12 protein-coding genes are annotated in these 12,287 nt (G+C 72.0%); 1 reads left to right on the forward strand and 11 read right to left on the reverse strand.

Annotation, left to right across the window (positions count from 1 at the left end):
* Positions 1 to 12 precede the first annotated feature (12 nt).
* Entirely contained in the window at positions 13 to 420 is a 408-nt protein-coding gene (locus M2165_RS00870; RefSeq protein WP_280812774.1) for a hypothetical protein, read from the forward strand.
* A 75-nt stretch (positions 421 to 495) separates the two neighbouring features.
* On the opposite strand, the gene M2165_RS00875 is transcribed toward M2165_RS00870, so the two are convergent.
* From M2165_RS00875 to M2165_RS00925, 11 genes are all read right to left on the reverse strand, one after another.
* Positions 496 to 1,992, reverse strand: coding sequence for a GGDEF domain-containing protein (locus M2165_RS00875; protein WP_280812775.1), 1,497 nt, complete (start codon positions 1,990 to 1,992; stop codon positions 496 to 498).
* 39 nt (positions 1,993 to 2,031) lie between these two features.
* Positions 2,032 to 3,717: a hypothetical protein gene (locus tag M2165_RS00880; protein WP_280812776.1), complete on the reverse strand. Its 1,686-nt coding sequence runs from the start codon at positions 3,715 to 3,717 to the stop codon at positions 2,032 to 2,034.
* Positions 3,718 to 3,771: 54 nt separating this feature from the next.
* Positions 3,772 to 4,704, reverse strand: coding sequence for an SMP-30/gluconolactonase/LRE family protein (locus tag M2165_RS00885; protein ID WP_280812777.1), 933 nt, complete (start codon positions 4,702 to 4,704; stop codon positions 3,772 to 3,774).
* Between the two features lie 18 nt (positions 4,705 to 4,722).
* Positions 4,723 to 5,619: an amidohydrolase family protein gene (locus tag M2165_RS00890; protein ID WP_280812778.1), complete on the reverse strand. Its 897-nt coding sequence runs from the start codon at positions 5,617 to 5,619 to the stop codon at positions 4,723 to 4,725.
* On the reverse strand, positions 5,619 to 6,575 hold the full coding sequence (locus M2165_RS00895) for a tripartite tricarboxylate transporter substrate binding protein (RefSeq protein WP_280813151.1): 957 nt from the start codon (positions 6,573 to 6,575) through the stop codon (positions 5,619 to 5,621). Before M2165_RS00895 ends, M2165_RS00890 begins: the two co-directional genes overlap by 1 nt.
* A 14-nt stretch (positions 6,576 to 6,589) precedes the next feature.
* A complete protein-coding gene (locus M2165_RS00900; protein WP_280813152.1) occupies positions 6,590 to 7,516 on the reverse strand; it encodes a tripartite tricarboxylate transporter substrate-binding protein in 927 nt (308 codons plus the stop codon).
* 92 nt (positions 7,517 to 7,608) lie between these two features.
* Positions 7,609 to 8,535 carry an NAD(P)-dependent oxidoreductase gene (locus tag M2165_RS00905; protein ID WP_280812779.1) on the reverse strand — a complete coding sequence of 309 codons (927 nt, stop codon included), beginning with the start codon at positions 8,533 to 8,535 and terminating at the stop codon, positions 7,609 to 7,611.
* Positions 8,532 to 9,221, reverse strand: a complete 690-nt coding sequence (locus tag M2165_RS00910; protein WP_280812780.1) for an RraA family protein — start codon at positions 9,219 to 9,221, stop codon at positions 8,532 to 8,534. The genes M2165_RS00905 and M2165_RS00910 overlap by 4 nt, the downstream gene beginning before the upstream one ends.
* Positions 9,222 to 9,260: 39 nt before the next feature.
* Positions 9,261 to 10,250 (reverse strand): tripartite tricarboxylate transporter substrate binding protein, encoded by a 990-nt coding sequence (locus tag M2165_RS00915; protein WP_280812781.1) that lies wholly within the window; start codon positions 10,248 to 10,250, stop codon positions 9,261 to 9,263.
* Positions 10,247 to 11,167 carry an amidohydrolase family protein gene (locus tag M2165_RS00920; RefSeq protein ID WP_280812782.1) on the reverse strand — a complete coding sequence of 307 codons (921 nt, stop codon included), beginning with the start codon at positions 11,165 to 11,167 and terminating at the stop codon, positions 10,247 to 10,249. The genes M2165_RS00915 and M2165_RS00920 overlap by 4 nt, the downstream gene beginning before the upstream one ends.
* A 7-nt stretch (positions 11,168 to 11,174) precedes the next feature.
* Positions 11,175 to 12,173 (reverse strand): tripartite tricarboxylate transporter substrate binding protein, encoded by a 999-nt coding sequence (locus tag M2165_RS00925; protein ID WP_280812783.1) that lies wholly within the window; start codon positions 12,171 to 12,173, stop codon positions 11,175 to 11,177.
* Positions 12,174 to 12,287 lie beyond the last annotated feature (114 nt).

A 12,287-nucleotide genomic window follows, 5' to 3' on the forward strand; every position in this document is an offset into this window, starting at 1 on the left:
AAGGAGTTCACCATGAAGCATCTGGTCCGGGCCTCGGCCCTTGTCATCACGCAACTGATCGTTTCTCATGCGTCCGCGCAGACGCCCGCTGCGGGCGAGGCGGCCGAGCGGGCGCAGCGGCGCGCCGAAGGCGTCGAGGCCGCGCGCTCTTTCACGCCCGGCGAAGGCAATCCCCGACCCGCTGCACGGCCCCGGGTGTCACGGGCCGAGCGAGCCGAGGCTCGGCCTGCACGCCGCGCCCGCGGGGCGGCGGCGGCGCGCAGCTTCCAGCCCGGGGAAGGCAACCCGCGGCCGCAGGCCACGGCGCGGCTTTCGCGCGAGGAACGGCGCGCGGGCCGCAGGGCAAGCCGTGCCCAGGTGGCGGAACTGAACCGCTCCGGGCAACTGCCGTCGTACGGCGACAACGCCGGCGGCAGGTAGAACTGCCCGCGCCGGACAGGCTGTGAGAGCCCGCCCGGGGCGTGCCGGTGCAGCGCGGCGCGCGGTCGCGCAACCTCAGTACCGACTCACCCCCGGCGCCGCATCCGCCTCGATCTGCCGCCGCGAAGCATCCGGGTTCTCGCGGTAGTAGCGCGCCTTGTCCTCGTACATCGCGCGGTCGGCACGCTGCAGCGTCGCATCGAGCGAATCGCCGGCCTCGCAGGTGGCCATGCCGATCGAGATGCTCAGCACCCGCCCGGTCTGCCCGGCGTAGAACTGGTTGTTGAGTTCGAGCATGGACATGATGCGTTCGCGCATCGCCTCGGCGCCGCGCTCGTCGGTCTTGGGCAGCAGCACCGCGAACTCGTCGCCGCCGATGCGCGCGGGCCAGCCGGGTTCGTCCACCGCCTTGCCGAGCACCTCGCCCATGCGCCGCAGCAGTGCATCGCCGGCGGCGTGGCCTTCCTCGTCGTTCACGGGCTTGAGGCCGTTCATGTCGATCGCGAGCACCGACACCGGCCACGGGCCCTTGCGCGAGAGGCGGTTCAGCTCCTCGGTGAAGAAGGTGCGGTTGTGCAATTGCGTGAGCACGTCGTGCTTGCCGAGGTACTCGAGGTACGCCTCCGCCTTCTTGCGCGCCGTGATGTCGATCAGCGACACCAGCACCAGGTCCCAGGTGTCGAGCCGGTCGTCGAGCACCGCGAACTGCATGTGGATGTTCACCAGGTCGCCGGTCAGGGCGTAGTTGATGACCTCGCGCTGCTGCTGCATGCGGCCGTTCCAGAGGTCCTGCAGCTGGTCGGCGAAGGAGTCGTGCATCTCGTCGCGGAAGATCTCGGGCAGGCCTTCGAGCAGCGCGGCCTTGTCGGGCGCGCCGAACATGCGCAGGGTCTCGCGGTTCACGTCGATGACGCGGATCTCCTTCATGCAGCGCGTGACGAACTCGGGGTGCACCTTGATGAAGGTCGCGAAGTCGGTGATGCCGCGCGCGCGGATGTCGTCGAGCAGCGCCTTGACCGCGCTGAAGTCCTCCACCCACAGCGACACGGGCGAGCGCTCGAACAGCTCGCGCGCATAGCGTTCGCTCTCGTCGCGCAGCCGCTCCGCCTGCACGCGCGCGGTGATGTCCTCGAGCGAGACCAGCACGCGGTCCCATGAGTGCTCGTGCCCGGGCAGCACGCGCACGCGCACGTGCACGTCGAGCCGGCGGCCGTCGAGCGTGTAGTTGAAGCTGCGGTTGTCGAAGCAGAGGTTGCCGCGCCAGAGCTGGTCGAGCTCGTAGATCACCGGGGCGGCCATGTCGTCGCGGAACACGCTGTCGAGCCGCGCGAGCAGATCGGCCTGGTCGCGCGCACCGAAGAGCGAGAGCGTGCTGCGGTTCACGCTGACCACCTGGAGCTGTGCCATGCAGTCGCGCACGCGCTGCGGATCGGCCTTCAGGTGCGCGACCAGGTCCGTCACGCCCGTTGCGCGCCAGGAATCGAACAGCCGCAGCAGGCCGCTGTAGTCCTCGAGCCACAGCGACATGGGCGCAAACTCGAACATCGATTCGAAGTCGTTATCAGACGGCATTGCACGCTCCTTTTGGTAAGGATTGTGTATGCAAACGGCTTAAATGTTCTCGACCACCTGCAGCAGCACGAGCAGCAGCACGCCGATCACCGTGAGCCCGATCTCGGCGAGTTCGTCGCGCGTCAGGCTGTGCAGGCGGCGCACCGCGAGCGTGAGCACGGGCAGCAGCAGGGCGGCGCCGAGCCAGCGGTCGAGCGGCGCGGCGCAGAGCCGCGCCAGCATCCAGAGCCAGGTGCAGTGCGCGAGAAAGCCCCAGAACTCGGCGCGCGAGGTGGGGCGCGTGAGGTTCGCGGCATGGCGCCAGCCGGTGGCCACCGTCTCCCACCAACTGAGATCCTCGGCATCGAGCAGCTTGTGCAGCCAGTGCAGGCCCAGCACCGCGAATAGCATCGGGCCGAAATAGACGCTCCAGAGCGCGATTCCGGTCCAAAGCGGATGGCCGTAGCCGGTGCCGCTGCCGCCGCCGAGCTGCGCCATGGCGAGCGCGAAGGCACCGGCGCCCGCCGCGAGCGTGCCCACGCCCACGACGACCGAAGGCACGCCCGCGCGCCGCAGCCCGCGCCCGGCGACGAACAGGCCGAGGGCCAGCACCGTCATGGCCATGAACGCCTTGAAGGCCGCGAGCGAGCTCTGCCAACCCTGGTGCGGCGCCGAGGCCCAGCGCCGCCGCTCGGGCGGCTCGAGCAGGCGCTCGCCGGCCGTCCACTGGCTGCCGGGCTCCCGGCGCGCCAGCTGCAGGCGCTGGCCCCAGTCCGCGGCCTGCGGGGCACTCTCCGTCAGCGCGAGTTCGAGGTGGAACAGGCGCCGCGCGCTGTCGAGGTCGTGCGAGATCAGGCGCGGCCCGGCGCCGGCCTCGCTCGTGCGCGCCGCGAGCAGCAGCGCGGGCACGCGTTCGCGCCAGTAGCCCGGGGCGGGCGCGGTCCCGCAGGCCAGCGGCGCCGATTCCGCGCCCGGCGCGAGCAGCGTGACGGCATGCGCCTGCATCTCGCTCGGCGGCCTGAGCGGCGGCGCGCGGTCCCAGTCGCATTGAAAGACCAGCGACGCGCCGTTCTCCGCGACGAGCCGCAGCTCGGGGCGCTGCACTGGCAGGGGCCGCGCCGAGTTGTTGACGAGGCGCAGCGACAGCCGCAGCCAGACCTGCCCGTTGGCCGAGGGCGCGGCCCAGGTGCCGGGGCCGATCGCTTCGAGATCGCGCCCGTCGATCAGAAAGACCGGCGAGCGCCCTTCGCCCGGACCGAGGCGCAGCGACAGGCCTTGGTCGAAGGAGGCCTGCCACGCCTCGCGGAACGACGCATCGAGCGGTGCGGGACGCGTCCGCCCGCGCGCGATCGCGGTCGCCACGGTCTCGGGCGCCGGCTGCGCGCGGTCCGACAGCCGGCGCCGCAGCGAATCCCAGGCACTGGCTGGCGGCGGCGCTGGCGCCGCTTGTGGGGGCGCGTTCAGTTGTGCGACGTAGGCATGCAGCAGTTCGCGCTGCAGCGCCGCCACTTCATCGGCCGGCGCGCCCGCGCGGCGGAACAGGCTGACCAGGAAGTACGCCTGCGCCGCGTCAGGGCCGAGGGGGGTGTCGCGCACTGCGGCGAGGAAGGCGGCGTTGCCGGACGGGTCGCGGCTGTGCGATGCGGCGTCGTCGGCGGCGAAGGCAGCGCCCGCGGCCAGCCCGAGAAGAAGGGCGAGCAGCGTGATGCGGATGCGGGCAAGGGGGAGGGGAAGGGTCGGTGGCATGGGCATGAGCATGGGCGCAGGGCGCCGCGCAACATACCACCGAAAGGCGACGCCTCAGTGCGGCGGCGGGGCCGGCGCGCGGTGCAGCGCGAGGCCGGGCACGTCGAGCGTGTACCTGAGCACCTGGCCATGCGTGGAATCGGTGACGTAGACGGTGCGCCTATCCGGCCCGCCGAAAGCGAGGTTGGTGGTCGACGCACCCACCGGGCCGCGCAGCACCACCACGGGCTCGGCCCGGCCGTTGAGCACCCAGACCAGGCCGAGGCCGGGGTTCGCGACCAGCAGCCGCCCCTCGCTGTCGACCGCGAGCCCGTCGGGCCCGCTCGGTCCGTAGGAGGTGAAGAACTGTCCGACCTTGGCCACGCTGCCGTCGGGCATCAGCGGCACGCGCCAGACGCAGTTGCCGCGCGTCGCCGCGAGGTAGAGCACGCGGCCGTCGGGCGACAGCGCCACGCCGTTGGGGCTCGGCACGTTCGACAGCAGCAGGTCGAGCCGGCCGTCGGGCCGCAGCCGGTAGAGGCGGCCCGACGGGTCGTGCAGCCCGCTCTGGCCCTGGTCGGTGAAGTAGATGCTGCCTTCGGCATCGAGCACCAGGTCGTTCACGCCGCGGAAGCGCTCGCTGTTGCGCCGTTCGAGCCACGGCGTCACCTGGCCGTTGCGCATGTCGATGCGCACCAGGCCGTTGCGGTAGTCGGCCACGAGCAGCGTGTGCGCATCGACGAACTTCATGCCGTTGGGCTCGCCGTCGTATTCGGCGATCAGGCTCCATGCGCCTGCCGGGTCGATGCGGAAGATGCGGCCGAACGGGATGTCGGCCACGTAGAGGTGGCCCGCGTCGTCGAACACCGGGCCTTCGAGGAAGGAGTCGGTCGGCTGGCCGCCGCGGTTGGCGTCGGCCCAGGCCGAGGGCTGGCGCCGCCGCAGTGCGTCGGGCAGGCGGGTGAAGGGCTCGAGTTCGAGCAGTTGCGGGGCTTGCAGGAAGTACATGCGGACCTCTTCTCGATGTCAGGCGAAGCCGTAGAGCCGCGCCGGATTGTCGACCAGGATGCGGTCGCGCACGGCCTCGCTGCCGCACCAGGCCATGAGCACGTTCGCGAGGTCGGCATCGTCCACGCTGCCGGGCGCCGCCGTCGTGTGCGGCCAGTCGCTGCCCCAGACCAAGCGCTCGGGCGCAGCCTCGACCAGCGCGCGGCCGAGCGCGAAGCAGTCCGCGTAGCCCGGCGCGCCCTCGCGCGAGCGCATGTACACGCCCGAGAGCTTGACCCAGGCGTTGCCGCCGTCGAGCAGCCGGCGCAGCACCGCATAGGCTGGGCTGCGCGGGCCTTCGGCCGGATCGATGCGCGCCATGTGGTCGACCACGAGCGGCACGGGCAGCCGCGCGAGCACCGGCGCGAGTTCGACCAGCCGCTCGGGATGCACGAAGACCTGCACATGCCAGCCGAGCCGCGCGATCCGACGCGCGAGCGTCTCGAGCATCGCGGCCGTGGTCGTGCCCCACGACTGCGGCGTGACGAAGTTGACGCGCAGGCCGCAGACGCGCTGCGCGGCGAGGCGATCGAGTTCGGCGTCGGTGACCGACTGCCCGACCACCGCCACGCCGCGCGCATCGGCCCCGAGCTGCGCGAGCGCATCGAGCGTGCAGCGGTTGTCGGTGCCGTAGGTCGAGGGGTTGACCACCACGGCGCGCGTCGTCCCGAGCCGCCGCTGCAGCAGCCGGTAGGCGCCAACCTCGGCGCGCGGCGGCTGCCGCTGCCAGTGCGGCGAGGGCGGGAAGCGCGGATCGAAGACATGCATGTGGCTGTCGCAGGCACCGGGCGGCAGCGCGAGCGCGGGACGCGCGGTGCCCGCGGAATGCGGCACCGCGACGGGCGGGGCACCTTCGTGCGTGCGCATGGTCGTCATCAGTCGAGCTTGATGTTGCCCTTGCGGATGACCTCGGCCCAGCGCGCGTCCTCCTTCTTGAGGAAGGCGGCGAACTCCGCGGGCGTCGAGCCGACCGGCTGCACGCCCACGTCGGCGAAGCGCTTCTGCACCTCGTTCTCCTTGAGCACCTCGACCAGCGCCTTGTGCAGCTTGTCGGCCACGGGCGCGGGCGTGCCGGCCGGCACGAAGACGCCGTTCCACTCGAAGGCCTCGTAGCCCGGCGCGATTGTCTCGGCGATCGTCGGCACCTCGGGCAGGCGCGGCGAGCGCGCGGGCGAGGAGATCGCGAGCGCGCGCAGCTTGCCCGAGGCCACGAGCGGCGAGGACGCGGCCACGGTGCTGAACATGAAGTCCACCTGTCCGCCCATCACGTCGACGATCGCCGGGCCGCCGCTCTTGTAGCCCACGTGCACCATGTCGAGCCCGAGCCGCTGGCGCAGAAGTTCCGCCGCGAGGCGCTGCACCGTGCCGCTGCCGCCCGAGGCGAAGTTGAGCTTGCCGGGTTCGGCGCGGGCCTTGTCGACCAGGCCCCGGATGTCCTTGATCGGCGAATCGGCGCGCACGATCACGATGTTCGGCGCCAGCGACACGAGCGCGAGCGGCTGCAGCGCGTGGGCCGCGAACGGCATCTTCGCGAACAGGTGCGGGTTGATCGAATAGGGGGTGGCGTCGTAGAGCACGGTGTAGCCGTCGGCCGCGGCCTTGGCCACGAAGCCCGCGCCGATGGTGCCGCTGGCGCCCGGCCGGTTGTCCACCACCACGTTGGTGCCGAGCTTCTCGCCCAGGCGCACCGCGACCACGCGCGCGAGCGCATCGGCCGAGCCGCCGGGCGCATAGGACACTACGAGCGTGATCGGACGCTCGGGAAAGGCGGCGTGGGCGCCGGCGGCGGCGAACAGGCAGGCCGCGAGGAGGCTCTTGAGGATCTTGATCATGGTCTTTGCGGATGTCATTCGGGTTTGAGATCGAGCGCGCGCGCGAGCTCGCCGTACAGGGTCGCTTCGCGCGCGAGCTGCGCGCCGAAGGCGTCGCCGCAGGTGTCGCGCGCCTCCATGCCGAGCGAGCGCAGCTTCTGCTGCGTGACCGGCGCCTGCGTGAAAGCGGTCGCGGCGCGGCGCAGCGCGGCGAGCACCTCGGGCGGCGTGCCGGCCGGCGCCAGCAGGCCGTACCAGGCGTCGGCCGCGTAGCCCTTGACGCCGAGCTCCTCGAAGGTCGGCACCTCGGGCAGCAGCGCCGAGCGCCGCGGCGCCGCGAGCGCCAGCGCCGCGAGCTTGCCCGACTGCACCTGCGCGAGCACCGAGCCCAGCGTCGCGAAGGAGCTGTCGACCTGGCCGCCCATGAGGTCGGTCACGGCCTGTGCCGCGCCCTTGTAGGGAATGTGGTTCATCGAGGTGCCCGTGAGCCGCGTGAACTGCGCGCTCGCGAAATGCCCCGAGCTGCCCGAGCCCGGCGTGGCGTAGGTGCGCTTGCCCGGCTCGGCCTTGACCGCCTGCATGAAGGCGCCGAAAGACCTGGCCGGCATCGACGGACCCACCACCAGCACCGTGGGGCTCGCGGCGAGCGCGCACACCGGCGCAAAGGAGCGCACGGCGTCGAACTTGACGCGCTGGCTGTAGAGCGCCGGAATCATCGTGTGGTTGGTCGCCGCGAGCAGCAGCGTGTGGCCGTCGGCCGGCGCCGCTGCCGCGGCCTCGGCTGCGAGGATGGTGTTGGCGCCGGGCTTGTTGTCGACCACGAAGGGCTGGCCCAGCGTGCGCGCGGCGTGCTCGGCGAAGGCGCGCGCGACAACGTCGGTCGGCCCGCCCGCCGAGAAGCCGACCAGCAGGCGCACCGGCTTCGACGGCCAGGCCTGCTGCGCCTGGGCCGCTGGCAGCATCGCCGCGCCGAGCGCCAGCACGGCCAGGGTGCGGGGCAGCCGCCCCGTCGTCTTCTTCATTGCCTTGTCTTCTTGGAGGAATGCGCGCGGATTCAGGCCGCGGCGGGCTGCCGCGCGAGCACGTCCAGCAGGTTGCGCGCCGCCGCCACGCCCATGTTGACGTAGGCGTCGCTGGTCACGCCACCGATGTGCGGGCTCAGCACCAGCTTCGGCTCGCCCTGGAAGGGATGGCCGGGCGCCATCGGCTCGGCCGCGAAGCTGTCGAGGCCCGCCATCGCCACCTGGCCCGAGCGCAGTGCCGCGAGCAGCGCGGCCTCGTCGATCAGGCCGCCGCGCGCGGTGTTCACCAGGATCAGGCCGCGCTTGCAGCGCGCGAGCGTCTCGGCGTTGACCAGGCCGCGGTTGTCTTCGGTCAGCGGGCAGTGCAGCGAGATCGCGTCCGACTCGCGCCAGATCGCATCGAGCTCGACGCGCTGCACATACGCCGGAAGCTGGTTCGCGAACGGATCGAAGCCGAGCACGCGCATGCCCAGCGCATCGGCCATGCGCGCGAAGCGCAGGCCGATCGCGCCCAGGCCGACCACGCCCACCGTGCGGCCGCCGAGTTCCAGGCTCTTGTGCGTGGCCTTGTCCCAGTGGCCCGCATGCATGCGCGCATCGAGCGCCACCACCGACTTGGCGCAGGCCAGCAGCAGCGCGAGCGCCTGCTCTGACACGGCCGCCGCGTTGGCGCCCACGGCCGCGACCACCTCGATGCCGCGCGCGCGCGCCGCGGCCTTGTCGATGGTGTCGGTGCCGCTGCCGTGCTTGGAGATCACCTTGAGCGAGGGCGCGGCGTCCATCACGGCCGCGCCGACCTTGCCGTAGCGCACGATGATGGCGACGGGATCGTGCGCGCGGCAGAGCGCAACGAGGTCCTCCTCGGTCGGCGCCTTGCCGGCGAACACGAGTTCGTGGCCGGCGAGCAGTTCGACGGCCTGCGGCGCGAGGTCGGCGCCCGTGACGAGAACGCGGCTCACAGCGTCTCGCCTTCCTTGAGAACGCCGGCCGTGCGCAGGGCAGCGTCGAGCCACTTGGCGGTGGTGTCGCCGCGGCCGATCGCGGCCACGCGCGCGGCCTCGTCGGCCACCTTCTTCCCGGCCAGCGGCAGCAGCGACTCGATCTTGGCGCGCTCGACCACGACCACCCCGTCGGCATCGCCGATCACGAAGTCTCCGGCATGCACGGTCACGCCGCCGACCGAGACCGGATGGCCGATGCGGCCGCCGACGTTCTTGGTCGGTCCGTTCGGGTTGGTGCCGACCGCGAAGACGGGGAAGTTCATCTCGTCGATCTCGAGGCTGTCGCGGCAGGCGCCGTCCATCACCACGCCGGCGATGCCGAGCTTCTGGCAGGCGGTCATCATGATGGTGCCCATCAGCGCGGCGCTGGTGTCGCCCTTGCCGTCGATCACGAGCACGTCGCCGGGCTTCGCCATCGCGATCGCGGCATGGATCATGAGGTTGTCGCCGGGCCGCACCTCGACCGTGAGCGCACTGCCCGCGAGCTTCATGCGCGGCCGCAGCGCCTTGATGCGGCCGTCGAGCGCACCGCGGCGGCCGGCCACGTCGGCCAGGATCGCGCTCTGGAATTCCGCGGCGCGCGCGACGACCGATGCGGGCACGCGTTCGAAGTCGCGCAGGATGTCGGGAAGGGACGAGGACATGGGAGTGCTTTCAGGAAGGTTGAACAGAAGAAGGGGGGCTCAATCAGGCTTGATGCCGGCGGCTTTGATCACCTGACCCCACTTGGCGAGGTCGGCCTTCTGCGTCTCGGCGAGCTGCTGCGGCGTGCTGCCCACGAGCGTGACGCCGAGCTTGTCGGCCATCGCGACCAGTTCCGGGTCTTTCAGTTGGCGCACGATCTCGGCGTGCAGCCGCTCGACGAGCGGCGCCGGCGTGCCCGCGGGTGCGTAGACGGCCTGCCACTGCGCCACGACGAAGTCCTTGAAGCCGGCCTGGCCCATGGTCGGCACCTCGGGCAGCGCCGCGAGCCGGTCGGCCGAGGTCACGGCCAGCGCGCGCAGGCGGCCGCTCTTGATGTGCGGCAGCGCCGCGGCCACCGGCGCGAACATGAAGCCGGCATGGCCCGCGAGCACGTCCTGGATCGCCGGCGTGTCGCCCTTGTAGGGCACGTGCGTCATGCGCGTGCCGGTCTGCAGCCGCAGCATCTCGCCCTGCATCTGCAGCACGGTGCCGTTGCCGCCCGAGGCGAAGGAGATCTCGCCGGGCCGCGCCCTGGCCGCGGCGACCAGCGCGGCCACGGAGGTGAAGGGCTGGTCCGCACCGACCACGAGCACGTGCGGGATGGTGCCGATCAGCGAGATCGGTGCGAAGGCCTTGACGGCGTCGTAGGGCATCTTCGGCAGCAGGTTCGGCACCACGGCCTGCGGGCCGATGGAGGTGCCGAGCAGCGTGTAGCCGTCGGCCGGCGCGCGCGCCACGAAGGCCGAGCCGATGGTGCCCGTGGCGCCGGCCTTGTTGTCGACCACGATGGTGGTACCGAGCGCGCTGGCGAGCCGCAGCGCGAGCGCGCGGCCGAGGATGTCGGTGGTGCCGCCGGGCGGGTAGGGCACGACCCAGGTGATGGGGCGTTCGGTGGGCCAGCCGCCGCCTTGCGCCAAGGCGGTGCTCGAGGCCGCTGCGAGCGCGGCGAGGGCCAGTGCGCCGAAGCGGCGCCGGTGCATGCGGATCATGATGTCTCCCTGTTGGTTGTGGGTGGAAGGTCGAAGCCGTAGAGCGCCGCCGGGTTGTCGACGAGGATGCGGCGCAGCACGCCGGCCGTGCCGGCCCACTGCGCGAGCTGGTCCATCTGTCGCGCGTCGTCGGGCATCGGCTGGTGACCCGCCGAGGCCGAGGCATGGGGCCAGTCGCTGCCCCAGAGCACGCGCTCCGGGGCGGCCTCGATGCAGCTGCGCGCGAGCGGCATCAGGTCGTCGTGCGGCGCGGGCCGCTCGCTCACGATGTAGCCGCCCGACAGCTTGACCCACGCGCGGCCTGCGCGCAGCAGGCGCAGGATCAGCGCATGGGCGCCGTGCCGCCCGGCCATCGAGGGCGCGAGCCGGCCGAAGTGGTCGAAGACCAGCGGCACCGGCAGCGCCTCGAGCGCGGGTGCGAGCCCAAGAAGCAGGTCGGGCGGCGCGAGCAACTGCAGGTGCCAGCCCAGCGGCGCGATGCGGCGCGCGAGCGGCAGCAGGTCGGCTGCGTCGTTCGCGACGCCCAGCGAGAGGTTGAGCCGGACGCCGCGCACGCCGCGCGCATGCAGCGCGTGCAGCGTTTCGTCGCCGGTGTCGGGGCCGATCACGGCCACGCCGCGCGCGGCCTCGCCGAAGGCATCGAGCGCGTCGAGCAGCGCGCGGTTGTCGACGCCGTAGGTCGACGGCGTCACGAACACCGCGCGCGCGGTGCCGGTGCGCTGCTGCAGCAGCCGGTAGTCGTCCGCGCCGGCATCGGGCGGCAGCAGCTTCGCGCCGGCGACGGCCGGATAGCGCGCGTCGTAGAGATGCACATGGCAGTCGCAGGCACCGGCCGGCACCTCGACGGCCGTGCGGCCGGTTCCGGCCGAGAACGGTGCGGCCGGGCCGGGGCCCGGATGCGCTGCGCGTTCGGTCATGCGGACCTCAGTCGATCTTCACGCCCGAGGCCTTGACGATCGCGCCCCAGCGTTCGCCATCGGTGCGGATCAGGGTCGCGAACTTCTCGGGCGGGCCGGACAGCACCTCGGCCCCCTGGGCCTGGAGCTTCTTCTGCACCTCGGCCGTGGCGAGCGCCTTGTTGAACGCCGCGTTGAGCCTGGTGACCGCTTCCTTCGGCATCCCGGCGGGGCCGGCGATGCCGAACCAGGTCACGGCCTCGAAGTCCTTGTAGCCCGACTCGGCCATGGTCGGCACCTCGGGCAGGTCGCGCGTGCGCTGCAGCGAGGTCACGGCGAGCGCACGCAGCTGGCCGGTGCGGATCTGCGCGATCAGCGTGGGCACCGACGACAGGTACATCTGGATCTGGCCGCCGACCAGGTCGGTCAGGCCCTGCGAGGCGCCCTTGTACGGGACGTGCGTGAACTGCACGCCCGCGGCCTTCTGGAACTGCTCGGCGGCGAGGTGCGCGACCGTGCCGTTGCCCGAGCTCGCATAGTTGAGCGCGGTCGGCTTCGCCTTCGCGGCCGCGACCACGTCGGCCAGCTTCTTGTAGGGCGAGTTGCCCGCCACCACCAGCACCAGCGGCGCCGAGGCGACCAGGCCCACGGGCGTGAGGTCCTTCACCGGGTCGTAGGGCAGCTTGGCATAGAGCGAGGGGTTGATCGCGAGGTTGCTGGTCTGGCCGAGCACCAGCGTGTAGCCGTCGGGGCTGGCCTTGGCCGCGGCATCGACGCCGATGTTGCCGCCCGAGCCCGGGCGGTTGTCGATCACGATGGTCCAGCCTTCCGAGGTGGCGACCTTGTTCGCGACCTCGCGGGCGATCATGTCCGTGCCGCCGCCGGGCGGAAAGGGCACGACCAGGCGGATCGGCCGCGAGGGATAGGCTTGCGCCAGCGCGATGCCGGACGCGAGCAGCAGGGTGGGAACGAGGGCCAGGCCGAGGGCCGTGCGGCGGGGGATGGAGCCGGGGCTCGCACTGTGCATGGTTTTGTCTCCGTTCGTTGAAATCCGTGGGTCCGCGAGCGACGCTCCGGCCATGGACGCGACTGTAGGTTTGCGTTTCGTTCCATACAATGGTGGTCCACGCAACGGACCATG

The organism is Variovorax sp. TBS-050B, from assembly GCF_029893635.1.
Taxonomy (GTDB): Bacteria; Pseudomonadota; Gammaproteobacteria; order Burkholderiales; family Burkholderiaceae_C; genus Variovorax.